Origin of the sequence: Chryseobacterium sp. MYb264 (assembly GCF_035974275.1) — a bacterium.
Taxonomy (GTDB): Bacteria; Bacteroidota; Bacteroidia; order Flavobacteriales; family Weeksellaceae; genus Chryseobacterium.
Genome location: NZ_CP142422.1, coordinates 2,793,726 through 2,817,819, shown reverse-complemented (window position 1 = coordinate 2,817,819; position 24,094 = coordinate 2,793,726). Strand labels below are relative to the sequence as shown.

Annotated in this window: 26 protein-coding genes; 18 read left to right on the top strand and 8 right to left on the bottom strand. The window is 35.7% G+C overall.

What is annotated here, in order from left to right; translation table 11 throughout:
• Positions 1 to 14 precede the first annotated feature (14 nt).
• From VUJ46_RS12040 to VUJ46_RS11990, 11 genes are all read left to right on the top strand, one after another.
• Positions 15 to 320 carry a DUF3467 domain-containing protein gene (locus tag VUJ46_RS12040; RefSeq protein ID WP_267402166.1) on the top strand — a complete coding sequence of 102 codons (306 nt, stop codon included), beginning with the start codon at positions 15 to 17 and terminating at the stop codon, positions 318 to 320.
• An 853-nt stretch (positions 321 to 1,173) separates the two neighbouring features.
• Positions 1,174 to 1,746 carry a Crp/Fnr family transcriptional regulator gene (locus tag VUJ46_RS12035; protein WP_326981022.1) on the top strand — a complete coding sequence of 191 codons (573 nt, stop codon included), beginning with the start codon at positions 1,174 to 1,176 and terminating at the stop codon, positions 1,744 to 1,746.
• A gap of 127 nt (positions 1,747 to 1,873) precedes the next feature.
• Entirely contained in the window at positions 1,874 to 2,713 is an 840-nt protein-coding gene (locus tag VUJ46_RS12030; RefSeq protein ID WP_326981021.1) for a DUF5777 family beta-barrel protein, read from the top strand.
• A gap of 2 nt (positions 2,714 to 2,715) precedes the next feature.
• On the top strand, positions 2,716 to 3,057 hold the full coding sequence (locus VUJ46_RS12025; protein ID WP_326981020.1) for a c-type cytochrome: 342 nt from the start codon (positions 2,716 to 2,718) through the stop codon (positions 3,055 to 3,057).
• 12 nt (positions 3,058 to 3,069) lie between these two features.
• Positions 3,070 to 3,615 carry a YceI family protein gene (locus VUJ46_RS12020; protein WP_326981019.1) on the top strand — a complete coding sequence of 182 codons (546 nt, stop codon included), beginning with the start codon at positions 3,070 to 3,072 and terminating at the stop codon, positions 3,613 to 3,615.
• A complete protein-coding gene (locus tag VUJ46_RS12015) occupies positions 3,612 to 4,139 on the top strand; it encodes an ankyrin repeat domain-containing protein (RefSeq protein ID WP_326981018.1) in 528 nt (175 codons plus the stop codon). Before VUJ46_RS12020 ends, VUJ46_RS12015 begins: the two co-directional genes overlap by 4 nt.
• Positions 4,140 to 4,141: 2 nt before the next feature.
• Positions 4,142 to 4,885 (top strand): T9SS type A sorting domain-containing protein, encoded by a 744-nt coding sequence (locus tag VUJ46_RS12010; RefSeq protein ID WP_326981017.1) that lies wholly within the window; start codon positions 4,142 to 4,144, stop codon positions 4,883 to 4,885.
• A gap of 134 nt (positions 4,886 to 5,019) precedes the next feature.
• Entirely contained in the window at positions 5,020 to 5,874 is an 855-nt protein-coding gene (locus VUJ46_RS12005; RefSeq protein WP_326981016.1) for a helix-turn-helix domain-containing protein, read from the top strand.
• Between the two features lie 102 nt (positions 5,875 to 5,976).
• A complete protein-coding gene (locus VUJ46_RS12000; RefSeq protein ID WP_326981015.1) occupies positions 5,977 to 6,483 on the top strand; it encodes a hypothetical protein in 507 nt (168 codons plus the stop codon).
• A gap of 127 nt (positions 6,484 to 6,610) precedes the next feature.
• The gene (locus VUJ46_RS11995) at positions 6,611 to 7,885 is read left to right on the top strand and encodes an alkaline phosphatase family protein (protein ID WP_326981014.1); all 1,275 of its coding nucleotides are present in this window, start codon (positions 6,611 to 6,613) and stop codon (positions 7,883 to 7,885) included.
• A gap of 2 nt (positions 7,886 to 7,887) precedes the next feature.
• Entirely contained in the window at positions 7,888 to 9,171 is a 1,284-nt protein-coding gene (locus tag VUJ46_RS11990; protein ID WP_326981013.1) for an alkaline phosphatase family protein, read from the top strand.
• A 312-nt stretch (positions 9,172 to 9,483) separates the two neighbouring features.
• Here the strand turns inward: VUJ46_RS11990 and VUJ46_RS11985 are convergent, their stop codons facing one another.
• The gene (locus VUJ46_RS11985) at positions 9,484 to 10,368 is read right to left on the bottom strand and encodes an NmrA family NAD(P)-binding protein (RefSeq protein ID WP_326981012.1); all 885 of its coding nucleotides are present in this window, start codon (positions 10,366 to 10,368) and stop codon (positions 9,484 to 9,486) included.
• Between the two features lie 102 nt (positions 10,369 to 10,470).
• Between VUJ46_RS11985 and VUJ46_RS11980 the strand changes: the two genes are divergently transcribed.
• Positions 10,471 to 10,857, top strand: coding sequence for a winged helix-turn-helix transcriptional regulator (locus VUJ46_RS11980; protein WP_326981011.1), 387 nt, complete (start codon positions 10,471 to 10,473; stop codon positions 10,855 to 10,857).
• Between the two features lie 150 nt (positions 10,858 to 11,007).
• Here VUJ46_RS11980 and VUJ46_RS11975 read toward each other — a convergent pair whose 3' ends face one another.
• Positions 11,008 to 12,063 (bottom strand): NAD(P)-dependent alcohol dehydrogenase, encoded by a 1,056-nt coding sequence (locus VUJ46_RS11975; RefSeq protein ID WP_326981010.1) that lies wholly within the window; start codon positions 12,061 to 12,063, stop codon positions 11,008 to 11,010.
• A gap of 172 nt (positions 12,064 to 12,235) precedes the next feature.
• Here VUJ46_RS11975 and VUJ46_RS11970 point away from each other — a divergent pair, with 172 nt between their 5' ends.
• From VUJ46_RS11970 to VUJ46_RS11960, 3 genes are all read left to right on the top strand, one after another.
• Positions 12,236 to 13,138 (top strand): helix-turn-helix domain-containing protein, encoded by a 903-nt coding sequence (locus VUJ46_RS11970; protein WP_326981009.1) that lies wholly within the window; start codon positions 12,236 to 12,238, stop codon positions 13,136 to 13,138.
• Between the two features lie 172 nt (positions 13,139 to 13,310).
• Positions 13,311 to 14,663, top strand: coding sequence for a carboxylesterase family protein (locus tag VUJ46_RS11965; RefSeq protein WP_326981008.1), 1,353 nt, complete (start codon positions 13,311 to 13,313; stop codon positions 14,661 to 14,663).
• A 103-nt stretch (positions 14,664 to 14,766) separates the two neighbouring features.
• Positions 14,767 to 14,928, top strand: a complete 162-nt coding sequence (locus VUJ46_RS11960; protein ID WP_326981007.1) for a bacteriocin-like protein — start codon at positions 14,767 to 14,769, stop codon at positions 14,926 to 14,928.
• A gap of 66 nt (positions 14,929 to 14,994) precedes the next feature.
• Here VUJ46_RS11960 and VUJ46_RS11955 read toward each other — a convergent pair whose 3' ends face one another.
• The 5 genes from VUJ46_RS11955 to lpxK all read right to left on the bottom strand — a co-directional run bounded on the left by VUJ46_RS11955 (position 14,995) and on the right by lpxK (position 20,149).
• Positions 14,995 to 16,473, bottom strand: coding sequence for an alpha-amylase (locus VUJ46_RS11955; RefSeq protein ID WP_326981006.1), 1,479 nt, complete (start codon positions 16,471 to 16,473; stop codon positions 14,995 to 14,997).
• A 48-nt stretch (positions 16,474 to 16,521) separates the two neighbouring features.
• Positions 16,522 to 17,616 (bottom strand): DNA polymerase IV, encoded by a 1,095-nt coding sequence (dinB, locus tag VUJ46_RS11950; RefSeq protein WP_326981005.1) that lies wholly within the window; start codon positions 17,614 to 17,616, stop codon positions 16,522 to 16,524.
• An 88-nt stretch (positions 17,617 to 17,704) separates the two neighbouring features.
• Entirely contained in the window at positions 17,705 to 18,220 is a 516-nt protein-coding gene (locus tag VUJ46_RS11945) for a TlpA family protein disulfide reductase (protein WP_326981004.1), read from the bottom strand.
• Between the two features lie 104 nt (positions 18,221 to 18,324).
• The gene (locus VUJ46_RS11940) at positions 18,325 to 19,140 is read right to left on the bottom strand and encodes a purine-nucleoside phosphorylase (protein WP_326981003.1); all 816 of its coding nucleotides are present in this window, start codon (positions 19,138 to 19,140) and stop codon (positions 18,325 to 18,327) included.
• Complete coding sequence (gene lpxK, locus VUJ46_RS11935; protein ID WP_326981002.1) at positions 19,124 to 20,149, bottom strand: tetraacyldisaccharide 4'-kinase; 1,026 nt, start codon at positions 20,147 to 20,149, stop codon at positions 19,124 to 19,126. Before lpxK ends, VUJ46_RS11940 begins: the two co-directional genes overlap by 17 nt.
• A gap of 131 nt (positions 20,150 to 20,280) precedes the next feature.
• On the opposite strand from lpxK, the gene truA reads away from it, so the two are divergent.
• The 3 genes from truA (at position 20,281) to VUJ46_RS11920 (ending at position 23,617) form a co-directional block, all read left to right on the top strand.
• Positions 20,281 to 21,015 (top strand): tRNA pseudouridine(38-40) synthase TruA, encoded by a 735-nt coding sequence (gene truA, locus VUJ46_RS11930; protein ID WP_326981001.1) that lies wholly within the window; start codon positions 20,281 to 20,283, stop codon positions 21,013 to 21,015.
• A 143-nt stretch (positions 21,016 to 21,158) separates the two neighbouring features.
• Positions 21,159 to 21,500, top strand: a complete 342-nt coding sequence (locus VUJ46_RS11925; protein ID WP_326981000.1) for a hypothetical protein — start codon at positions 21,159 to 21,161, stop codon at positions 21,498 to 21,500.
• A 359-nt stretch (positions 21,501 to 21,859) separates the two neighbouring features.
• Positions 21,860 to 23,617 carry an ABC transporter ATP-binding protein gene (locus tag VUJ46_RS11920; RefSeq protein WP_326980999.1) on the top strand — a complete coding sequence of 586 codons (1,758 nt, stop codon included), beginning with the start codon at positions 21,860 to 21,862 and terminating at the stop codon, positions 23,615 to 23,617.
• Here the strand turns inward: VUJ46_RS11920 and VUJ46_RS11915 are convergent.
• Positions 23,612 to 23,956 (bottom strand): FEKKY domain-containing protein, encoded by a 345-nt coding sequence (locus VUJ46_RS11915; RefSeq protein WP_326980998.1) that lies wholly within the window; start codon positions 23,954 to 23,956, stop codon positions 23,612 to 23,614. The two genes, VUJ46_RS11920 and VUJ46_RS11915, sit on opposite strands and share 6 nt — an antisense overlap.
• Positions 23,957 to 24,094: the final 138 nt, after the last annotated feature.

Below are 24,094 nucleotides of genomic sequence, written 5' to 3'. Positions count from 1 at the left end.
AATATTTTATAACAATGGACAACAATCAAAATCCACAAGACGGGAACATCAACATCGAATTGAACGAAATGGTAGCTGCTGGAGTTTATGCTAACCTTGCTTTAGTAAACCACTCTCCATCTGAATTCGTTGTAGACTTCATCCAATTAATGCCGGGTGTACAACAAGCGAAAGTAAGATCAAGAATCATTCTTGCTCCTCTTCACGCTAAGAGAGTACTTACTGCTCTTCAACAAAACATCACAAACTACGAGCAACAATTTGGTGAAATCAAAGAAGTTGAGCCTTTCGTATTAGGTGGAAACAACGTACAAGCTTAAGATTTTCTTAATCATACATAAGAATGCCTCAATTTTATTGGGGCATTTTTTTATTGCCAAATTTCTATGATGATTTGTCAAGTTCCGGATCAAATACAAAAGTTGGGGACTAGGCAAAAAAGTTTAGATCATGTAAGATGAAATTTTTTTCTCTCGCAGATTTTGCAAATGATGCAGATTCTTTTCCTTGCACTTTAGATATTGAACACGAAGCCCCACCAAGTTTTTTGACAACTCCCGTTTTTAAGTCTCACCTAGCCGTTCTATTGATAAAAAGACCGGAAAGGTGAAGCAAAGAAAATCAACGATATCATCTGTGAAAATCTTTGCGATCTGTGGGAAATAAAAATATTCGCACATTCGTGGCGATTATTTTTCAGCCCTCCATTTTATCGAAGATAAAATCCTTGCGCCTTAAAAACATAGAGTATTAAAAAATGTTTTTGCGTCTTTGCGAAAAGCCAACAGAGACAGCAGCATCTGTGAAAATCCGTCATATCTGTAGGAAATAAAAATATTCGTGCATTCGTGGCAAAAAAATACATCTAAACAATTTCTCCCCAAGTTTTGAAACTGATCCCAAGTTCCTCCACAAACTACTCACATTACCCTAAAAACTCTCAAACCCTACAACCCTCAAATTCTCAAACCCTCTATATTCCTCTCACTCAAAAAGTCTCAAAATCCACTTATTGTTAAATATCTTTAATAGATTAAAAAAATATACGACGGATTCTTCAATTTTATATATTTGCTTTCGGATATGAATAACGATATGATAAACAACCAATTTATTCTTGATAAATTTGGGTTCTTGGGTAGTGACTTTTCTAGCGAACTCCAAACACATGCGGTGATAACAAATATAAAAGCAAAAACTGAAATCATCAGAGAAGGGCAGAAGAACAAATATGTTCCTTTTTTGATCAAAGGTTCTATAAAAGTCTATTCTTTGAATGACGGGCGAGAACTGATTTACTATTACATCAGACCCAATGACAGCTGTCTGATGACCTTTTCCTCCATTTTTACGGATTATACGAGCCGTGTATATGCCATTACCGAAGATGAGTCGGAAGTGATGCTGATTCCCGTTTCTGTTGTTCATGAATGGCTGATAAAATATCCGGAGATCAATCGTGTTTTTTACAGCGAATACGATAAGCGTTTTTCCGATGTGATGAATATGGTAAATGATGCCGTTTTCCACAGGCTGGATAAAAGGGTACTGAATTACATTAAACAACAAATTAACATCACCGGAAACAATCCAATTAAGCTTACTCACAAAGAAATTGCCAACAATTTGGGAACTTCAAGAGAAGTTGTGAGCCGAGTTTTAAAAAAAATTGAAAATGAAGGAGAAATTTTGCAAAGCAAAGAAGGCATCAGAATCCCTGAAAATGAAAATGTTAGACGTGTCTAATTTATATTGTTTTAATTAATTTAATATTATGATTGATAAAAACAATTTCATCGGTGACTTTTATCACACACTTTTGAATTTATAACGTAATAAGTTTGTCATACGAATAATTTAAGTAAAAATTTGTATGACAAAAACTTTCTTCTTTTTGTCGATGTTCGCTTCAATTCTTGCTTATTCTCAGGAAGATTTGTTGAAGGATATCGACACTATTAAAACAACCGAAATTCAACAGCCTGCCTTTAAGGCGCTGCAGATTGTCACGGGACAATCCACAAAATTAGCTGCAAAAAACGAATGGTACATCGTCGTTGCCCACCGTTTTGGAGATGTAAGCAAAGGGTTCAAAGATTTCTTTGGATTAGATGATGCTTCCACAAAACTGGGCGTGATCTATGGTGTTACCGACGGACTTTCGTTAAGTCTTTCAAGAGAAACCAATATGAAAACTTTTGAGGGTGGCGCAAAGTACAAACTGGTAAAGCAAAGCGATAATTTCCCGGTTGACATCGTAGGCTACAACGTAATGGCTGTAAATACGGATCTGGATAAAGACAATTATCCTCATCTGAAGTTTGGCGACAGACTTTCTTACCTTACACAGGCTTTGATATCGAGAAGATTTAGCGAGAATTTTTCTTTGCAGTTAACGCCGTCTTATGTTCACAAAAATCTTTACGAACCAACTGTTGAAGACAAAAATCAGTTTCTTACAGGGTTGGGAGGTCGTTACAAAATCTCTAAAAGAGTTTCCATCAACGCGGAATATTTCGTGAATTTCAATAACCGTAGTTTCTATCAAAATCCTTTGTCTTTGGGCTTGGATATTGAAACGGGAGGTCACGTTTTCCAGCTTTTATTCACCAATTCTCAGCTGAATTCGGATATAGGATATCTTACGAATGCCACCGGAAAATGGGGAAAAGGACAGATTTTCTTTGGGTTTAATCTTTATAGAGTTTTTTAAAAATGAAAAATTTATTCTACATATTATCAGGTTTTGTTTTCCTTATTTCTTGTGAAAGCAGAACCTACGAAGAAATTTCAGATAACACACCAATCACGGAAGTGGTAAAATATAATACTGCAGTAAAGACCATTATTGATAACAATTGTATCGGTTGTCACGGGGCAGGAAGTTTTAAACCATTAACAACTTACAACGATGTAAAAACCAATATCGATGCGATTATCGAAAGAATTCAAAAACAAAACGGAGATCCTCTGAAAATGCCTCAGGGCGGATCTTTATCCGGCAGCCAGATCAACGTCATTGTTACATGGAAAGCAGATGGGCTTTTGGAAAACTAAAATTTAATTAATATGAAAAAATTAGCACTAGTTATTGTATCGTTAGTATTGTCAAACCTTGCTTTGGCTCAAAAATACAGCTCGAAAACCGGAAAAGTAACCTTTGAAGCATCGGTTCCTTTATTTGAAGATATTTTTGCTCAGGATGATAACAATGTTGTCATTATGAATGCAGATACCGGTGATATCGCTTCGATTTCTGCGGTGAAAAATTTCCATTTTAAAACGAAATTAATGGAAGAGCATTTCAACGAAAATTATGCAGAAACAGCAAAATATCCGAAATCGACGTTCACGGGAAAGATTGCCAATTTTGATAAATCTAAATTAACGGCAAATCCACAGAAATATACAATTCAGGGAAAATTAAATTTTCACGGCGTTGAAAATCCGGTGACTTCCAATGCAACGATTTATTCAAAAGACGGAAAAATTTATGTTCAGGGAAGTTTCATGGCGAAAGCAGCAGATTATAAAGTGACCATTCCTAAAATGGTGATGAAAAAAGTAGCTGAAACTGTGAAAGTAGAGTATAATTATGTAATGGCAAAACCATGAAAAGGGTAATCTTTTTATTAAGTTTCGTCCTTAGTTTTACCTTTATTTCTGCGCAGGAAAAAGCAAAATCAATTTTCGATATTGCCCGAAACGGAACAGTAGATGAGGTAAAAGAACAGATGAAGCAGAACCCGGATATCATCAATCAAACCAATGAAAATGGCTTTTCGCCGCTTATTTTAGCATGTTACAGAGGCAATGTGGAAGTCGCTAAATTTTTGATAGATCATGTGAAAGACATCAATTATAAAAGCCAGGAAGGAACGGCATTGGCTGGGCTTTCTATAAAGTATAATAAAGATTTGGTAACGTATATTTTATCTAAAAATGCGAACCCAAATATCGCGGATGCTACAGGATTTACCCCTTTATTTTGGGCTGTAAAATTTGGAAACAAAGAACTCATAGAATTACTGCTTCAATATAAAGCAGATAAATCGATCAAAGATGCGCAGGGAATGACTCCTTTTGAATATGCGCTTCAAACTAACAATAAAGAAATCATCAATCTTTTAAAGAATTAAATATGAAAAAAGTTTTATTAGTAGTAAGTTTAGCTCTGGCAAATGCTGTGGGAGCTCAATTTTCATCAGGAACAGTGAGCCTTGGCTCGACTGGGATGTCCGTAAAGCTGGACACCAATGCAACAACAGTAACCATTACGCTGATCGGCGACAGCAACTCTATGATGGGAATTGGTTTTGGAAACGTGGGAATGGCTTCCGGTTCGGATGGTTTTATTTATAATTCATCGGCTAACAGAGATTATACCTTTGTAGGAATGACAACGCCAACCGCGGATACAACCCAAGATTGGACCCAAACATCGAATACAGTTTCGGGAAGCACAAGAACGGTTGTTGCAACAAGATCTCTTAATGGCGGAAGTGGCGATTTTCCTATTTCGAATTCGGCAGGATCTATTAATATTTTCTTTGCAAGAACTGCAGGAAGCCAAAGTTTAGGCTATCATGGCGGAAACAGAGGATATACAACCTTAACGATGGGAGCAACTTTGGGTACAAGCGAAACGGATTTAGCGAATAAAAAAGTAATGCTTTATCCAAATCCGGCAAAAGAGACGGTGAGTTTTAAAAATGCCGATAAAATTAAATCGATTGATATTTATGAAGCTACGGGAAGAAAAGTGAAAACCGTAATCGTAGACGGAGAAAACATCAATATTAATGATTTAAAATCCGGAAACTATTACTTTGAGATCACTTTGAAAGACGGAACAACTTCTTATCAACAATTGATTAAAGAATAATTGAATTAAAATCTTGATTATTATCATCCTGAAAGTTGTAAGGCTTTCAGGATTTTTTCTTTGTTTAAAAGTATTTTGATAAATTTATCCACATTTGTAATATAAAATCTGTTCTTTTATAAAATTAGAGGATTATGATAATAGACCATCAACAATATGACTTATTTGGGAAACCTTTATTGCATAAACTGGTTTTAAAATCACCTTTTATATTTGATTTTCCTATCACAGATAATGCCTGTTTTTTATATATGCTGGAAGGCGAAATGCAGTACAAGTTTGATGATGAAAAGGTAAATCTTCCGGGGAAGCATTCATTATTTCAAAATTGTATAAAATCTGACAAACAGATAAGTAATGAAAATGTAGAAAACAAAAACGAGATTCTTATTATTAATTTTCATCCCGATATTCTGAAGAAAATTTATGATAAAGAACTACCTTTAATAATCAAATCACAAAAAAATATTGTATCAAATAAGTCAATTGAAAAGATTAACAATGATTTTTTGATTCAAAAATATATTGAAGGATTATTATTTTATTTTGAAAACCCGTCTTTGGTAAACGAAGATATTTTAGTTTTAAAATTAAAAGAAATCATACTTCTTCTTTCACAAACACGTAATGTGGAAGCAATACAGATCATACTGTCGCAACTTTTTTCACCGGCGGCTTATACTTTCAAGCAAATAATTGAAGCACATTTATTTTCGCAATTAACGATTGAAGAATTGGCACAACACAATAATTTAAGTGTTTCATCTTTTAAACGAGAATTTACAAAGCTGTACAAGGACACACCAGCCAATTATATTAAAACAAAGAAGCTGGAGAAAGCGGCCGAATTACTTTTAGTTTCTGATGAACGCATTTCTGAAATTGCCTTCGATTGCGGTTTCAATGATCTTGCCAATTTTACCAGAAGTTTTACCGAAAAATATAATGTTCCGCCCACAAAATATCGGTTGAACCAAAATGATAAATAATTGAGCCAATTCGCAAAGTACTTTTTTTGAATCTGATGCAATTTTGTAATGTTAATTAAGACATACAATTTTAAAAGAAAACAAATTCAAAAAAATACTAAAATGGGACTATCAAATTTAGGAATTTTCCACACGATTATTGGCGTTATTGCCATTGTTTCAGCTTTAATTTCATTAGTAAGATTCGGTAAAATTAATTTGAAAAATAGTACGGGTAAGATCTATTTTTATTTTACAATCATCACCTCGCTTACCGCATTAGGAATTTCTAAGCACGGAGGTTTTAATGCAGGACATGTATTATCTTTAATTATTTTGATTCTTGTAACCGCTGCATTTTATCTTCACACCCAAAAAAAAGGTAATAATAGAGCTCGTTATTTTGAGAATTTTCTCATGTCGTTCAGTTTTCTGCTATCAATGCTTCCCACTGTCAATGAAACTCTTACAAGAGTTCCGGTTGGGCATCCTTTGGCTAAAGATATCAATGATCCGTTAATCGGTAAGACTTTGCTTGTGATTTTTATACTTTTTATGATGGGTTCGGTTTATCAGATTATCAAACAAATGAAAATTAATAAATTACAAAAGAATTCATTTAATATTTAAGCAAAGATGAGTGTTCATTAATTCAAATTGATGAACATTTTTCAGATTCTATTATATTTAAATTTATTTTAATCTATAAAACTTTTCAGTCAGGAATACAGAAACTAACTTTGTACAAATTTTTATAATGAAGCGAGGGGTACAATTTTTACTGTTGATTTTTTCATTGGCAGTTTTTGCTCAGAAAGAAACGGTGGATACCGCACAGGTCGTTATTCCTAACAGGTATAACAGTGTTGAAGCACAGACAAAACCTTATGTAATCATGATTTCCACCGATGGTTTCCGTTATGATTATGCTAAAAAATACAATGCTGAAAATTTATTGAAATTTTCTAACGAAGGGGTTCAGGCAAAAGCAATGATTCCGAGCTATCCAAGCATCACTTTTCCGAATCATTGGTCTTTAATTACCGGATTATATCCTTCACATCACGGACTGATTGATAATTCTTTTTATGATTACAAAAGAAAAGAAAGATATGCAATGACTAACAGCAAAAATGTTGAGGATGGAAGCTGGTACGGAGGTATTCCGTTGTGGAGTCTGGCCGAAAAGCAAAATGTAATAAGTGCTTCGTTGCAGTGGGTCGGTTCCGCGAGTGATGCTTCAGATACCAGACCTACCTATTATTATCATTACCATAAAGAATTTTCACCATTGCAGAAAATAGATAAGGTGATTAGCTGGCTTAGTATTCCGGAAGAGAAAAGACCTCATTTTATTTCACTTTATTTTCCGGAAGTCGATTATAATGGGCATCACTTCGGACCTGATGCTCCTCAAACAGAAAATGCTGTACATGTGATAGATCAGGCAATAGGGGAATTGGTCAAAAGAGTGAATGATCTGGGTTTAAAAGACGTAAATTTTATTTTTGTTTCAGATCATGGTATGACAAAAATTGGTAATGACAACCGTATTGATATACCTGAAATTCTCCTTAATAAAGGAGATGTTGATTACTATAATTCTCAAACATTGCTGCGGGTGCATGTAAAAGACCCAAAAAAAGTGAAAACTATTTATAGGGAACTGAAAGCTGAAAAAAATGTGAATTATCAAGTTTATCTGACTAAAAAGTTTCCAACCTATCTTCATTTTAGTACAAAAGATGATCATTATAACAGGATTGGTCATATTTTACTGGTTCCGGATCCCGGGAAGACTTTTTTAGATAAGGATGAAAAATCACCTTCCGGAAATCATGGCTATGATCCGGCAATTGTTCAGGATATGAAATCTACCTTTTTTGCCTGGGGTCCGAAGTTTAAAAAAGAACTTGTTATTGATGAATTTCCTAATGTGGATATTTACCCTCTTGTTGCAAAAATATTAAATTTAAAAATGATTTCTCCTGTAGATGGGGACTTACAAAGATTAGTAAAGATTTTGAAATAGTTATGAATAAAATAATACAGATTACCTTATTGTTGTTTTGCTGTTCCGTTTTTTCTCAGAAAATTACAGCGGATACCGCACAGGTTATTATTCGAAACCGATACAACAGCGTTGATGCGCAGACAAAACCTTATGTAATCATGATCTCAACCGATGGTTTCCGTTATGATTATGCTAAAAAATACAATGCTGAAAATTTGTTGAAATTTTCCAACGAAGGCGTTCAGGCAAAAGCAATGATTCCAAGCTATCCGAGCATCACTTTTCCGAATCACTGGTCTTTAATTACGGGATTATATCCTTCTCATCACGGATTGATTGATAATTTTTTCTACGATTATAAGAGAAAAGAAACCTACGCAATGAGCAATAAGGAGAATGCTGAAGATGGAAGCTGGTACGGTGGAACTCCGCTTTGGGCATTGGCAGAAAAACAGGGAATGGTTTCAGCCTCTTTAATGTGGGTTGGTTCTGCGAGTGAAGCGGGAGGAAAAAGACCAACCTATTATTATCCTTATCACGAAAAATTTACACCCTCTGAAAAAGTGGAAAAAGTAGTGAATTGGTTGAAGTTACCGATGGATCAAAGACCGCATTTTATTTCATTATATTTCCCTGAAGTTGATGGAAGCGGACATCATTTTGGTCCGGATACAAAAGAAACTGAAGCAGCGGTTCATTTGGTTGACAATGCGATTGGTGAATTGGTTCAGAAAGTACATGCTTTAGGATTGAAGAACGTTAATTTTGTTTTTGTTTCAGACCACGGAATGATAAAAGTGGATGGCGGAACTCCTTTGGAGATTCCGGCAATGCTTTTTAATAAAGAAAAATTTGATTTTTATAATTCTCAGACTCTTTTAAGAGTGTATGTTAAAAATCCGGCGGATGTAAAAACTGCTTATAAAGAATTGAAGGCAAATAAAACGGATGATTATGAAGTGTATCTGGATAAAAAGCTACCAAAATATCTTCACTTCGGAACAGAAGATGATAAATACAACCGAATAGGACAGATTTTATTAATCCCAAAAGCTCCTAAGATCTTCCTGGAAAAAGGAAAGAAAACTTCTGTGGGAAAACACGGATACAATCCAAAAGAAGTTCCAGAAATGAAAGCGACATTCTTTGCCTGGGGGCCTGAATTTAAAAGTAATCTGGTCATTGATGAATTTGCTAATATTAATGTTTATCCTTTAGTTGCAGATGTTTTAGGATTAAAAATTGATCAGCCGATCGATGGAAAATTCAAGGTCTTAAAAGGAATATTGAAAGAGAAGAAATAGAAGGAGTCCTGAAAGGACGACTTATAATAGGATAGGGTTTTAACCCTATCAATTTATCAAAAGATAATCAATTTTCGGCGAGCCAAAGGCTCGCCGAAAATTGGTTAAAATGACATAGGAAAATGAAGCGTTAAGAAAAATAATAATAAATTCGTTAAAAAATTTCCACTGTTCGAAGCGCGACAGAAATTTTGAATTAAAAAACTGTTTTTGAGCTAGCGCAAGTTTGGAAATTTTAGAATTGATTTTTATTTTTTAACGAAAATTTCCAAGTCTTGAATTTTTGTCTCTTTTGTTTCAAGACAAAAGAAATTAAGCATTAAACTTATCAGCAAATTCCTTTGCAAATTCTTCCAATTTCACCTCTCCATTCACAACAGAGCCATGCTCAATAAAATCCTTTTGCACAACACCTGTTCTGATTCCTCTTCCCATTTCAGTATACAATTCAGCCATTTCCTGTGGAACTCCGGCCTGAAGCATTCCATTCAGAGAATCTTCATCTTTAAACTCGATCCATGGAAGTTCTGGTTTACTAATCGCACTTCCAAAAACTGTTGCAAAATCAGAAGCTGGGCGAACATCACTCACAATATATTTCACATTCTTACCTTCAGCGTTGTTAATCAACTCTTTCGCAGCAGCCTTGGCAATATCAGTTGGATGAACCAATGGAACTGTTGCGGTTGCAGGAAAATTAGCCCCAATAATTCCTGCATTTTTAACTAAAGGAATATCATTGAAGAAGTTGATATAAAAATATCCGGCTCTTAAGAAAGTGACAGATATATTTTCCAGTTCATTGTAGAATTTTTCGATAAAATGAAGCCCTTTAATTGGTCCGTTTTCAACAGGAGATTCGACACCGATGCTGCTTAGCATGACAATTTTTTTAACTCCGGTTTGCTTGATAGCCTCAGCATAATTTTTCCCAGCATTAATGGTATTTTCAACGATATTCGTTCCACCCATATTCGGAGGAGTCATTAAAAATGCAGCATCAGCATCTTGAAAAGTGTTCACTAAAAAGTTTACATCGGTGATCGAACCAATTGCTGCTTTTGCACCTAAGTTTTCAATCTCAACTTTTTTAGCATCATCGCTGCTGATGATAGTGATGTCATGACCTTCTGCAATTAATTGTTGAGCAAGAGGTTTCGCTACATTTCCTAATGAACCTGTGATTACAATTTTCATAATAATTTTATTTTTTGTTGATAATTATTTTTTTATTTCCTGATACAAAGGTATATTTGTACTTACTTTTATACAAGTACTTACCCTAAAGTATGTTTAATTATGACAGCTATTAAAGAAAGTTCAACCATTCAGCAGAATAAAAAATATGCACTCGATTTATGCCCTGTAACGTATGTGATGGAGAAAATCGGAGGATTTTGGAAACCGATTATTTTATATCATCTTTCGAACGGTGATAAACGATACAGCGAATTGAAGCGCGCCATTCCTGCTGTAACAGAAAAAATGTTGATTCAGCATTTAAAGCAGCTGGAAAACGATGGCTTGGTCATCAGAACGGCAAAACCTGTTGTTCCTCCCCACGTAACCTACGAATTAAGCGAAGCCGGAAAAGGATTAATTCCGGTAATTCACTCTATGGCGGAATGGGCTTTTAAAGACATGGAGGGAAAATACGATGAGAAATGTAGCAATGTAACAATGTAGCAATGTAGCAATGTAACAATGTAGTAATACAACTAATATACTGTAAACTAATAACCATCAACCATCAACCATCAACCAACAACTATCAACTAAAAAAACAAAAAAGACCCTCCAAAAATGAAGAGCCTTTCAGTTAAAATATACGAAGATTTATAGAGATTGCATATCAATCACGAAACGGTATTTTACGTCGCTTTTCAGCATTCTTTCATACGCCTCGTTAATATCCTGCATCTTGATCAATTCAATATCAGAAACGATATTATGCTGTCCGCAGAAATCAAGTAATTCCTGAGTTTCAGCAATTCCTCCGATCAATGATCCTGCTACAGAACGACGTTGGAAAATCATGGGTCTTGTGCTTGGAGATTCATTTTCAAATTCACCTACAAAACCTACCAATACTAAAGTTCCGTTCAGGGCAACGGTGTGCATATAAGGGTTGATGTCGTGCTCGTAAGGAACCGTATCGATAATAACATCGAATTTTCCTTTTACAGCATCCATCTGATCTTGCTCCGTAGAAATCACCACGTGATCTGCTCCTAATTTTTTAGCATCTTCCGTTTTTCCAGGAGTCCTTGAGAATAAAGTAACTTCAGCACCTAAACCTTTTGCCAGTTTAATCGCCATGTGTCCCAAACCTCCCAAACCTACAACTGCCACTTTAGAATTCGGACCAACGTTCCAATGTCTCAAAGGCGACCAAGTTGTGATTCCCGCGCAAAGAAGTGGTGCAACGGCAGCCAGATCCAAGTTTTCAGGCACGCTTAATACAAAACCTTCGTCAACAACTACTTTTTGAGAATATCCTCCGAAAGTCTGTCCGCCCAAATGTTTATCGTGCCCGTTATAAGTTCCTGTAAAACCGTTTTGGCAATATTGCTCAAGATCGTGTTTACAGCTTTCGCATTCGCCACAAGAATCTACCATGCAACCTACAGCAGCCAGATCTCCAACTTTAAATTTAGAAACCCCACTTCCTACGTTGGTAACTCTTCCCACAATTTCGTGTCCCGGAACCGCAGGATACATAGAGCCGCCCCAGTCATTTCTTGCTGTATGAAGATCCGAGTGGCAAACTCCGCAATATAGAATTTCAATTTCTACATCTTGAGGCGTTACTTCTCTTCTTTCAATATTTAATTCTTTTAAATCCGTTGTCTTAGATTCAGCTCCGTAAGCTTTTACTGTGAATGTACTCATTTGTCTTTCGTTTCGTTTAAATTTTAAATATTTCGATTTTTTCTGATACAAAAGTCGATAGTTTAAAGATAAAAATACTTATATAAATTACCGAAAGATTTACCAATTTTACTGAAACGGTGAAATGTCCGCCGGAAAGTGGTAATTTTGAATAAGAATAAAAGTGTATTTCATGGAAGATCAAAAGGTTGAGGTTTATAGCAGCGTTTCGGAATATAATAAGATGGCGAACCATGAAACCCTGCATCCGCTGGTGAGTATCATTGATTTTTCAAAGTCAGATCCCATCTGCCAGTTCAGAAGAACGTTTGGTTTTTATACAGTTTTTCTGAAAGATATTATGTGCGGCGATATGCATTATGGAAAGCACAGCTACGATTATCAGGAAGGAACTTTGGTTTTTATTGCGCCTGGGCAGATCTACGGAATTAATAATGACGGAAATTACGTTCAGCCGGGAGGATATGCTTTGATATTTCATCCGGATCTGATTAAAGGAACCAATCTAGGAAAAAATATAAAAGACTATAATTTCTTTTCTTACGAAGTTCACGAGGCCTTACATCTTTCTGAAAAAGAGCGTGAAATTATCTTAGAATGTTTTAAAAATATTAAGCTTGAATTAGAACAATCCATCGATAAGCACAGCAAATCTTTAATTGTAAATAATATCGAATTGTTCCTGAATTACTGTATGCGTTTTTATGATCGCCAATTTCTGACTAGAGATCACGTAAATCAGGGCGTTATTGGTAAGTTTGAAAATTCTTTGGATGAATATTTAAAATCTGACAAACCTAAAAGTCTAGGTTTTCCAATGGTTAATTATTTTGCTGAACAGCTCAATCTTTCTGCTAATTATTTCGGAGATCTGATCAAAAAAGAACTGGGAATTTCCGCACAGGAATATATTCATAATAAATTGATAGAAGTGGCCAAAGAGCAGATTTTCTTTCCTTCGAAATCGATCAGCGAAATTTCTTTCGATCTCGGTTTTAAATATCCACAGCATTTTACACGATTGTTTAAAAGTAAAGTTGGAATTTCTCCAAGCGAATTTAAAGCATTGAATTAATTTTTTATGCCGGTTGGAAGCCGGAAGCGGGAGGCTGGAAGTTAATGGCTTTTTTAGATAGAATCTTAAACCAGCAACTATCAACCAAAAACCATCAACTAGCAAAAAAAATCGTAAATTGTGATTGAAATTAGCTTAAAGCCAATTGCTTACTGCTAAAAGCCAATATCACATGACATCACAACAACATCTTAGAACTCATACTTTTCAAACTCCTTTTGGGAAAATTTTAGCCTTAAAGGAAAATGGAATTATTGAAGCTAAAAGCATTCGCTATGCTCGATCGGAGCGTTATCAAAAGCCTGTTCCGATAGAAAATTCTCCTTCGGAAATTATTTTCCCTGAAAAAATACCAGTTTGCCCGCAAACGATCAGTCCGTTGGTTGAAAGAATGATCGGCCCGACCCATATTGAAAGTTTTGAAGTTGATGAGTCTTCCCAGTATCTTTCTGTTTTTCGTCCGGAGTTTATTAATGAAAATGAAAAACTACCCATTGTAGTTTGGATTCATGGCGGGTCACACGAAATTGGCTGTGGAGATCTTCCGACTTCCAATCCTTCGGTTTGGGTTAAAGAACAAAACATAATCGTGGTTACGGTTACTTTCAGATTGGGATTATTTGGATTTCTGGGAGGCAACGGGTATAGAATTCCCAACTTGGGATTGTTTGATATTATTGAAGCTTTAAGATGGATTCATCATAATATTCATGGTTTTGGCGGCGATTCCAAAAATGTAACTTTGTTAGGACAGTCTTCCGGTGGCGATGCCATTGCTCATTTAATGATTTCGGATGGAGTAGAAGGGTTGTTTCAGCGGGTAATTATCCAAAGTGCACCGTTAGGATTACGACATAACCGTCAGAAAATGTCTGAAGAATTTCTTAGAAAAACAGAGCATTTGAAAGATGAAAAAGATGTTTTAAAAATGATGGATGAATATCGCAGTTTTGTTCCGTCGGTAATGAAGTATGGCTTAAAAGCGGCGATGCCTTTTGGTATTCAGTATGGTTTTCCTCCTTTATGTTCAGAAAATGAATCGATCGAAAAGTGGAAACAGATTGCAAAAAAATATGACGTGCTGATAGGATTCAATCATGATGAAACTTCCTTTTATTTAAAAACTTCAGAAAAACTGAACCGATATTTCGGAAAAGGAATTGGTTTAAATATTTTAAATAAGCTGATCAGGTTAACCACTGACATAATTTATGGAAAGCCGGCGAAGATCTTTGCTGAAAACTATGCAGAAGCCGGAGGGGATATTTATTTGTTCAGTATTCATTCTCAATTGAAAACTAATTCTTTAGGTGCTCCTCATTGTATTGATCTTCCTCTGATTTTTGCAGATAAAGAAGCTTGGAAAACGGCAGATTTACTGAAAGATATTGCTTGGGAAACGGTGGATAAACACGGGAAAAAAATTCGTTCTGCATGGGCAGAATTTGTTCGAACAGGTAAGATTTCCAATACAGATTTACCGGAAATTCTAAACCTTCGAAAACTAAATTTTTCGACAGAATAAAATTGTATTATATATCCCTTTATTTAATAATTTTTAAATTATATTCATTATTTTGTGATATTTTGTGTATATTTAAAGGGACTAAACGTAAAATATATCAATCATGAAAAACAAACAAAATTTAAAAAAGATCGATCGTGAACAACTTAAAACAGTAAAAGCCGGAATTGGTATTCGTAACAGACATTGTTGCAATTATAATGAAGATGGCTATTGCTGCGAATGGGCGATGGATATGTGGAGCTGCCAACATATTTTTTGCTAATCATTAATAATAAAATAAAGCATACACATTTGGTTGTGTATGCTTTATATTTTTTAAGTATTTAATTTATTCAGATTTAGGTATCCAAACACTTACATTTCCGGCCGGAACAGGGAAATTTCCCCAACCGTTTTCATCGATGGTCACTGTTTTTTCAAATCTTCCCAGGAAATCATAAAATTCCTGTCCGATATATTTTTCACCCACTTCCATAGGTTTTTCGTAGGCTTCTTTATTGCTTAAAACAACGGCACATCCTGAATGTTCTTCATCGCCTTCACGAACCCAGCCCAAACAGTTGGCATCCTCAAAATAATCTTTTTCTTCGCCATACGCATGGTATTTTCTTGCTTTTAACAGTTCTTCAATTCCGTCAACTTTATCCAAAAATATTTCCTGATCATTGCCTTCTCTGTCTTTATCCACATAATGTGCACCGTATAAATCGGGATAAAATATACATGGATAACCATCTTTTCTCAATAAGATAAGTGCATAAGCCAAAGGTTTAAACCATTTTTCAACAGGAGCTTCCAAATCCTGCAAAGGTTGCGTATCATGATTATCAACCAGACTCACCGAGTGAAGCGGGTCTGCTTGGGTAAGCGTTTCATCAAAAATCCGTCGCAGATCATAAGAGCCTCCCTCATGAGAAGCCGTATGGAAATTGTTGTGAAGTGAGCTGTCGAAAAGACTCATACATCCTTCGGTGGCTTCAATGTATTTTTGTAATAAATTTAATTGTCCGGGTGCCCAGTATTCTCCGACCGCAAAAATATTCTTTCCGGAATTAGAACGCAATAAAGTGAGCCATTCTTTATAAAAATCAAAGGAAATATGTTTTAAAGCATCCAATCGTACACCATCGAAATCGGTTTCATCAAAATACCATTTTGCCCAGTTGTTAAGCTCTTCGCGCACAAAAGGATTACGGTGTTCCACATCATTAAACATCAGATAATCGTAATTCCCTTTTTCATCATCGATCATCTGTTCCCAGCCGGTTCCGTATTCATTTTTAATTTTGTAGATATGAGAATCCATTCCTTCCGCATAATCTACGCCGCTGAAACAAGTGAAATTCCATTCAAAATCTGAATATTTTTTTTCTCTTCCGGGAAATGTAAATTTGGTATAGGATTGAATTTCGATTTCGTCTGAAATTATTTTCTCACGATTTTCTTCATCTACTTTTACAGCTTTAAAAGTTTCCAGCTCGTCACCGCCACCTTTATGTCCTAAAACAATATCAACAATTACCTGAATATTTTTCTCTTTTAAAGCTTTAATTGCTTTAATATAATCGTCTTTGGTGCCGTATTTTGTGGGAACCGTTCCTTTCTGGTCGAATTCACCGAGATCAAAAAGATCATAAGCGTCGTAGCCAATAGAATGACCACCGTTTGCGCCTTTGTAAGCAGGCGGAAACCACACCGAAGTGATTCCTAATTCTGATAAATAATCTGCGTTCTGCTCTGCCTCTTTCCAAAGCTTTCCATCCCCGTCTGAATACCAGTGGAAAAACTGAATCATCGTTTCATTCATAAATTGTAAAATTTGGTATTAACAATTTAGCGAAAAAAATCGAGATTATCAATTCTCAAATTCTGAAAACGGGATTTTTAGTTGAACGGAAACCTGTTTTTTTTCTTCCGTGTTGAGGTGCGATAACGATAAACCCAGCAAACGGACAGGTTTGTCGAATGGTCTCAGTTCCCAAAGTTTTTTTCCAGTTTTGAAATATTCTTCAGGTGATGTAAAGTATTCCTCCTTAGTTATACTTCGTGTAAAAAGCGAGAAATCTTTATATTTAATTTTCAGCGTTAAAGTTCGTCCCAATATTTTATTTTTCTGCAGTCGGGTATGAAGTTCGTCACTTAAACTTTCCAGTTTTTCGTTGACCTGCTGCTCATCAAAAAGATCTTCAAAAAAAGTTCTCTCCACCGCTACACTTTTCTGTATCCGATGAGGTTTTACCTCGGAGTTATGAATTCCGCGAACAACATTGTAATAATATCCACCAGATTTTCCGAACATTCTTGTCAGATCTTCTATCGACCTTTTCTTTAAATCCTTTCCTTTATAAATTCCAAGGCTGAACATTTTATTAGCTGTAACCTTTCCGACACCATAAAATTTTTCAACGGGTAATTCTTCGAGAAATTCCTCAAGCTTGTCGGGATGAATCGTTTTCTGTCCGTTTGGTTTATTAATATCTGAAGCCACTTTAGCTAAAAATTTATTGACGGAAATTCCGGCTGAAGCAGTTAATCCTGTGGCTTCAAAAATTTTCTGACGAATTTCTTTAGCAATCTGATTGGCAGATTCTATTCCCTTTTTATTTTCGGTAACATCCAGATAGGCTTCATCCAGAGAAAGAGGTTCTACCAGATCGGTGTATTCGTGAAAAATTTCCCGAATTTTTTTTGAAATTTCTTTATAACGGGCAAAACGCGGCGGGACAAAGATCAGGTGCGGGCATTTTTCTTTGGCTGTTTTACTGGGCATTGCAGAACGAACTCCAAATTTTCGGGCTTCGTAACTTGCCGCAGCAACAACACCACGATGCTGGCCTCCCACGGCAATAGGTTTCCCTTTCAGAGTAGGATCATCATGCTGCTCTACGGATGCATAGAATGCGTCCATATCAACATGAATGATTTTGCGAACGGGAAAAGAAAAATCCATACCGCAAAGATATGGATTCAATATTTTATTAGACTGCAGGATTTAGATTTTAGGTATTGACCTAAAACCTCAACCTTAGCCTTTAAACTTATTTAAGTAATTTATTAATTGTTGTTTGGATTTCAGGATCTTCCGGAGAAATAGCATAATATTTTGCAATCGCTGATTTCTGATCGATCACCATATATCTAGGAATCCAGTTCAGGTCAATATAATTGTTGAAAGCATTTTTCCAACCTGTGGAAAACCAATAATTCTCTTTGTCTTTCATTTCAAATCGTTCAAGACTTTTTTCAAAACCTTCTCTCGAACGGTCTAGTGAAAGGAATACAAAATCAATATTTTTATTACTTTCCTCCAGTTCTTTAGCTTTAGGAAGTGCTTTTAAACAATCTCTGCACCATCCGGCCCAGAAATCGATCACTAGAACTTTTCCTTTATGCTGATCAAGAATTTGTTGTATTGTTACAGTTTTTCCTTCTTTGTTTTCCAGTTTCTGAGCCAAAGCTTCTTTAGAAAAACTAGTTTTTAAAACTTTCGGAACCTCCTGCGCATAGCTTAGCCCGAAAATGCTTATCATTAAAATTAAAAGTAACTTTCTCATTTTTTCAGTTTCATTTTATGCAAATCTAAACAATGAAACGCAATTTGAAACTGGTTTCTTATTATTTAGTAAAAATTTAAGAGATTGAGGTTTTCTATAAAGGCTTACTGATAATTTTTTACCAGGCCTTTCACCAGTGCAATTACATTCGGCATTGCTTTATTCGCAGCATTCAGAACTTCTTCATGAGAAACGGCAAAGGCAATATCGGAACCGCCCAAATCGGTGATCACGGAAATACAGAAACAATCCATTTCCATATGCTTGGCTACAATAACTTCAGGAACGGTGCTCATTCCAACCATGTCACCACCGATGGCTTTAATCATTCCATATTCCGCAGGCGTTTCAAAGGTTGGACCTTGCAATGCTACATAAACTCCCTGATGAATGTTGATATTGTTTTCCTGAGCTGCCTTTTCGGCAACTGAAATCATTTTTTTGTTGTAAGGTTCACTCATATCTACGAAACGAGGTCCCAATTCATCGATATTTTTGCCACGAAGCGGGTGCTCAGGCATCATGTTGATGTGATCTTTTAAGATCACGATATCCGCCACACTGTAGTCAGGATTTACTCCGCCACAAGCGTTGGAAAGGATAAGATTTTGAATTCCCAGCAATTTGAAAACACGTATCGGGAAAGTTACTGTTTCCATGGAATGACCTTCATAATAATGAAAACGGCCACTCATCATCAGCACTTTTTTACCTTCCAGAATTCCGTAGATCAGCTTTCCGCTATGTCCCGTAACCGTGGTTTGCGGAAAATTCGGAATGTCTTTGTATTCCAGTATGTGAAGGGCTTCTACCTCATCCTGAAGTTTTCCCAGTCCGGAACCTAAAATAATCGCAAAATCAGGGGTGTCCTGAATCGTGTTTTTAATGAAATCTGCCGTCGCCTTAATTTTTTCTAACATAATCTAAGATGATTTGATCAAATTCTTCCTTCTTATCAATAATGACATTGATAGGCCAATAGTAAAGAATATCTCTAAGATAGTCAAAAGATTTAAGACGAACATAATCTTTCTCCGTTGTTAAGATTAGTTTATATTCTCCCAGTTTTTTATATTCCGTGACGATTTTTTTGATATCGTCTTCAGAAAAATTATGATGATCCCTGAATTTCAGATGCTTTACCCTTTTCGTAAATTTAGCAAGTTGCTGAATAAGCGGCGTCGGGTTGGCAATTCCGGTAATCAGAAGGATATCGTAATAATTCAGGTTGTTGTCAGGAAGCATTTTTTCTCTTCCGTATACATTTTCGTCATACCCGATGGATGAAAAGAATACTTTTTGGGTACGGTCTGGTCTTATTCTCGAAACATAATACTGCTTGGTTTCCTCCGTCAGTTCATCAGGGCATTTGCTTACCATAATGATGTCTGCTCTTTTTACACCCGCTCTCGATTCTCGCAAATCTCCTGCAGGAAGCAGATAGTCTCTAAAATAAGGATCGTTGAAATCCGTCATCATGATATTGAATCCTGCTTTTATCGCTCTGTGCTGCATGGCATCATCCAGTACCAGAACATCGAGATCCATATCTTCAATTACTTTTTTGGCGCCCGGAACTCTCTCTTCAGAGACAGCAATCACAAAACGGTTTTTGAAGCGCTCAAACAACTGCATGGCTTCATCACCCACCATTTTATAGTTACTTTCGTAGTTCGTCACATCATAACCTTTGGTCAGCCTTCCGTAACCGCGCGAAAGTACACCTGTTCTGTAATGTTTAGACAGGTATTGGGCGAGATACATCACCATTGGCGATTTCCCGCTGCCGCCCACAGAAAGGTTACCGACACAAATAATCGGTGTTTTGAATTTCGTTGATTTAAATATTCCCAGATCATACATTGTGTTTCGGAAACCCGTGACCAAATGATAACCGAGGGAAAAAGGATAAAGGTACCATCTTTTCATACGATTGCAAAAATAAGAATTTTCAAAGGGATTTGATTCAATATGGTAGCTTCTTTTCAATATTTATTTTAAAAATTCTATTCCCGATTATTATTAAATTAAAGTATTTTTGTGGAGTTATATTTATCACATTGAGGTATTTTATTGAGTTTTCCTACAACGGTAAAAATTATTTCGGCTATCAGATACAGCCGGATGCTATTTCTGTGCAGGAAGAATTGGAAAAAGCACTTTCCACGATTTTAAGAGAAGAAATAAAAACGACAGGAGCAGGAAGAACTGATACCGGTGTGCATGCGAAGAAGATTTTCGCCCACTTCGACACCGAAAAAGTGTTGGATCAAGATCTTCCGCGAAGACTGAACAGTTTTCTTCCGCCGGATATTTCCATTAAAAGGATTTTTCAGGTAAAAGATGATTTTCATGCACGTTTTGATGCTACTTTCAGAACGTATGAATATTATATTACTTTAGAGAAAAATCCGTTTACCACAGAATCTGCGTGGCAACATTGGAGACGTGATCTGGATATTGATAAAATGAACGAAGCCTGTAAGATTTTATTCGAATACGAAGATTTTACAAGTTTCGCTAAACTGAAAACCGACAACAAAACCAATATCTGCAAAATGTACAAAGCAGAGTGGGTACAAAACGGAAGCGAACTGAAATTCACCGTTTCTGCCAACCGATTTTTAAGAAATATGGTGAGAGCGATTGTAGGAACAATGGTAGAAATTGGTTCCGGGAAAATACAACCTGAGGATCTTCGAAAAGTCATTGAAGACAAACACCGAAATTCTGCAGGAACGTCCGCACCGGCGCATGGATTGTATCTGGTGGATGTTGGGTATGAATTTGACTGATTTAAACACAAATACCACAAATATTCACACGAATTTCACAAATAATTTTAAAACTGATTTAAGTAGATTTGTGTTATTTGTGAAAAAAATATTAGTGTAATTCGTGTTTAAAAAAATATTTATTATAAAAAACTAATAACATTATGCTAGGTATTTTTATTTTAATCGCTGCTTACAGATATTATGCGCGACTGGCTGAGAGGTTCAGCAGAACAAAATGGCACTATGGGCTTTTAGCAATAGGAGTTTATTTGGGAACTCAGTTGCTTTTTGGAGTGGCGTATGGTATTTATCAAGGAATCACGGATGCTGCATCTTTGGAAGACTCCAGTTTTATGGCGTTTTCAGGGATTAATTTTATAGGCTGGCTGCTTTCGATTGCTGCTGTATATGGAATTTATAAATTTCTTGAGAATAAATTTATGAAAGAAAATCTACACAAACCTTCTCTGGAAATTGAAGAAATAGGAAATAAAGAATTGTAATAAATGATGGTGGCTCGAATTTAAGTCACCATTTTTAATTCAATTAAAACCCCACAGACGAAATCAAAAAATGAGCCTTTGCCCTGAAACATTTTGCAGGACTTACACAAGAAAATTAAAAAAATAACCTTATTTTTCCCCTATATACTATCTGTCTTTTTACTTTCTTAGGGAAGGTGAACTTCGGGGGAGTAAGTTTTTTATTAAAAAAAATCAGTCATATCCGATAACCATCTATATCATAAATAATATCTATCTGTAATTTTCATGAGTATTTAATCAACTTGTAAAGCGTGTGAAATTAGAAAGTCTTATTTTTGCAGGGAATTTTTAAATTAATTCTTTCTTCCATTCGAACAATGAAAAAACAAGATACCTGGGATATTATTAAGAGGCTTTTCTTTATCGGGATGAAGTTCCGTTCTTGGTTCATCGTCACTCTGATAATTTCCATTATACTCTCCATCGTTTCTACATACAGACCTTATCTTACGATGAATGTGGTGGATAATGATATCACGAAACTACAGGATAAAGCTTTGATGATGAAGCATATTTATCTGCTGGTAGCGCTGGTATTTGCAGAAACCGTGCTGAATTTTTTCTTAGTCTTTTTCTCCAATTATATTTCTCAAAACGTAATCAGAGATATCAGACAAAGGCTATATGCAAAACTGATCTATTTTAAAACTTCGTTTTTTGATAAAACACCCATCGGTCAGTTGGTAACGAGAGCTGTCGGTGATGTGGAAACTATTGCGACGGTGTATACGGACGGTTTTTTGATGGTGTTCGGAGATGTTCTGAGAATTGTTTTTGTACTGATCATGATGTTCAGCACAGACGTTCATCTGAGCTATATTACATTGGCGATTTTACCACTGATGGTGGTGATCACAAGATTTTTCCAAAAGAGATTGAAAAAGGCTTTTGGGGATGAAAGAAACTGGACGGCGAATCAAAACTCTTTTGTTCAGGAAAGGCTGGCAGGAATGCCCATTATTCAGGTGTTCAACAGACAGGAATCTGAGTTTAAAAAGTTTGATGACATTAATATTACGCTGAAGGGCGCATTATTGAGAACCGTTTTCATCTTCTCTTTATTCTTTCCTGTGGTGGAATTAATTTCTTCACTTTTTATCGGGTTTATACTTTTTTATGGAGGATATATTACGATCAGTGCGGGGGTTGTTATTGCATTTATTCAGTATATATCAATGTTGATTCGTCCTTTGAGACAAATTGCAGACCGATTTAACAATATTCAGAGAGGAATTGTGGGAGCGGAAAGAGTATTGGGATTAATGGATGAAGATTTTGCGATGCCAAATACAGGAACTGTGAAAAAAGATCATTTCGATGGTAAAATTGAATTTCAGGATGTACGTTTTGCCTACGATGAAAAGCAGGAGGTTTTAAAAGGCATCGATTTTAAAGTAAGTCCGGGAGAAACGGTAGCCATCGTTGGAGCAACGGGAGCAGGGAAATCTACCATTATCAGCTTGATTACAAGATTGTATGACATCAATTCCGGAAATATATTAATTGATGATGTGAATCTGAAGGATTACGAACTGTATAACCTGAGAAGCCACATTGGCGTGGTGTTGCAGGATGTTTTCCTTTTCCACGGAAGTATTTTTGAAAATCTTTCTTTTGGTGATGAAACTATTACTTTAGATAAAATAAAAGCGGGTGCCAAAGAAATTGAAGTCGACCAGTTTATTGAGCAACTTCCGGGTGGTTATGATTATGTGGTGAGCGAAAGAGGTTCTTCAATTTCTCTGGGGCAGAGACAATTATTATCTTTCCTGAGAGCTTATTTATCAGATCCAAAGATTTTAATTCTGGATGAAGCAACTTCTTCTATTGACCACGAAAGTGAGAAATTAATCCAGAGAGCCACGGAAAAAATTACCAAAAACAGAACATCCATCATTATTGCCCACCGATTGTCAACTATCGAAAAAGCCGATAAAATTATCGTAATGGAACATGGTAAAATTGTTGAAGAAGGTAAACATTTGGAACTTTTGGATAAGAACGGATATTACGCCACTTTATATAAAGCCCAATTGAGACACGAAATAGAACTGGAAGAGGAAAGCAAATTATAATCCGTAAGGAATAATTTCCAGCTCTTTTTTCCAGCTATCACCATATTTTTCAGTCAACAACTTTGCAATCGCAAGGTTGTTTTCTTTTGCCATTTTTGAAACGGTTGGGCTGATCACACAGTTTTCATACTTCACATCAATTTTATATTTATTTCTAAAGGCTTGATGATTTTTAGACATAATTCCAAACTGGATAAAGTGGGGAAGGTTTTCCTGTTTCTCTACTGTTTTTGCAGCTTTACCTTTTTCTTTGACGGTGATTTTAGTATCGTTCTTCTGAGCGCAAATTATTCCGGAAAATAATAAGATCAGTAAAAGAAATAATTTTGAGTTTTTCATGTTATTGTTTCTCTTTATGATGCTAAATTATGGCTGAAGTTAAAGTGAGAATTATCAAAAAATACTTTAACATAATAACTCTTCTTTTATTGCTTCTTTTGGAATCACTGAAATTAAGGTATACAACTGTTTTTAAAA

Bases quoted from the DNA above. Each gene is read 5' to 3' on its own strand.
- dinB (WP_326981005.1), bottom strand. From the start codon at position 17,616: ATGGATTTTTCTTTTCCCGTTCGCAAAATCATTCATGTTGATATGGAC.
- VUJ46_RS12000 (WP_326981015.1), top strand. From the start codon at position 5,977: ATGGGACTATCAAATTTAGGAATTTTCCACACGATTATTGGCGTTATT.
- VUJ46_RS12015 (WP_326981018.1), top strand. From the start codon at position 3,612: ATGAAAAGGGTAATCTTTTTATTAAGTTTCGTCCTTAGTTTTACCTTT.
- VUJ46_RS11925 (WP_326981000.1), top strand. From the start codon at position 21,159: ATGCTAGGTATTTTTATTTTAATCGCTGCTTACAGATATTATGCGCGA.
- VUJ46_RS12005 (WP_326981016.1), top strand. From the start codon at position 5,020: ATGATAATAGACCATCAACAATATGACTTATTTGGGAAACCTTTATTG.
- VUJ46_RS11915 (WP_326980998.1), bottom strand. From the start codon at position 23,956: ATGAAAAACTCAAAATTATTTCTTTTACTGATCTTATTATTTTCCGGA.
- VUJ46_RS11940 (WP_326981003.1), bottom strand. From the start codon at position 19,140: ATGTTAGAAAAAATTAAGGCGACGGCAGATTTCATTAAAAACACGATT.
- lpxK (WP_326981002.1), bottom strand. From the start codon at position 20,149: ATGAAAAGATGGTACCTTTATCCTTTTTCCCTCGGTTATCATTTGGTC.
- VUJ46_RS11955 (WP_326981006.1), bottom strand. From the start codon at position 16,473: ATGAATGAAACGATGATTCAGTTTTTCCACTGGTATTCAGACGGGGAT.
- VUJ46_RS11980 (WP_326981011.1), top strand. From the start codon at position 10,471: ATGACAGCTATTAAAGAAAGTTCAACCATTCAGCAGAATAAAAAATAT.
- VUJ46_RS11975 (WP_326981010.1), bottom strand. From the start codon at position 12,063: ATGAGTACATTCACAGTAAAAGCTTACGGAGCTGAATCTAAGACAACG.
- VUJ46_RS11995 (WP_326981014.1), top strand. From the start codon at position 6,611: ATGAAGCGAGGGGTACAATTTTTACTGTTGATTTTTTCATTGGCAGTT.
- VUJ46_RS11970 (WP_326981009.1), top strand. From the start codon at position 12,236: ATGGAAGATCAAAAGGTTGAGGTTTATAGCAGCGTTTCGGAATATAAT.
- VUJ46_RS11920 (WP_326980999.1), top strand. From the start codon at position 21,860: ATGAAAAAACAAGATACCTGGGATATTATTAAGAGGCTTTTCTTTATC.
- VUJ46_RS12020 (WP_326981019.1), top strand. From the start codon at position 3,070: ATGAAAAAATTAGCACTAGTTATTGTATCGTTAGTATTGTCAAACCTT.
- VUJ46_RS12030 (WP_326981021.1), top strand. From the start codon at position 1,874: ATGACAAAAACTTTCTTCTTTTTGTCGATGTTCGCTTCAATTCTTGCT.
- VUJ46_RS12025 (WP_326981020.1), top strand. From the start codon at position 2,716: ATGAAAAATTTATTCTACATATTATCAGGTTTTGTTTTCCTTATTTCT.
- VUJ46_RS12040 (WP_267402166.1), top strand. From the start codon at position 15: ATGGACAACAATCAAAATCCACAAGACGGGAACATCAACATCGAATTG.
- VUJ46_RS11945 (WP_326981004.1), bottom strand. From the start codon at position 18,220: ATGAGAAAGTTACTTTTAATTTTAATGATAAGCATTTTCGGGCTAAGC.
- VUJ46_RS12010 (WP_326981017.1), top strand. From the start codon at position 4,142: ATGAAAAAAGTTTTATTAGTAGTAAGTTTAGCTCTGGCAAATGCTGTG.
- VUJ46_RS11960 (WP_326981007.1), top strand. From the start codon at position 14,767: ATGAAAAACAAACAAAATTTAAAAAAGATCGATCGTGAACAACTTAAA.
- VUJ46_RS11965 (WP_326981008.1), top strand. From the start codon at position 13,311: ATGACATCACAACAACATCTTAGAACTCATACTTTTCAAACTCCTTTT.
- VUJ46_RS11990 (WP_326981013.1), top strand. From the start codon at position 7,888: ATGAATAAAATAATACAGATTACCTTATTGTTGTTTTGCTGTTCCGTT.
- VUJ46_RS11985 (WP_326981012.1), bottom strand. From the start codon at position 10,368: ATGAAAATTGTAATCACAGGTTCATTAGGAAATGTAGCGAAACCTCTT.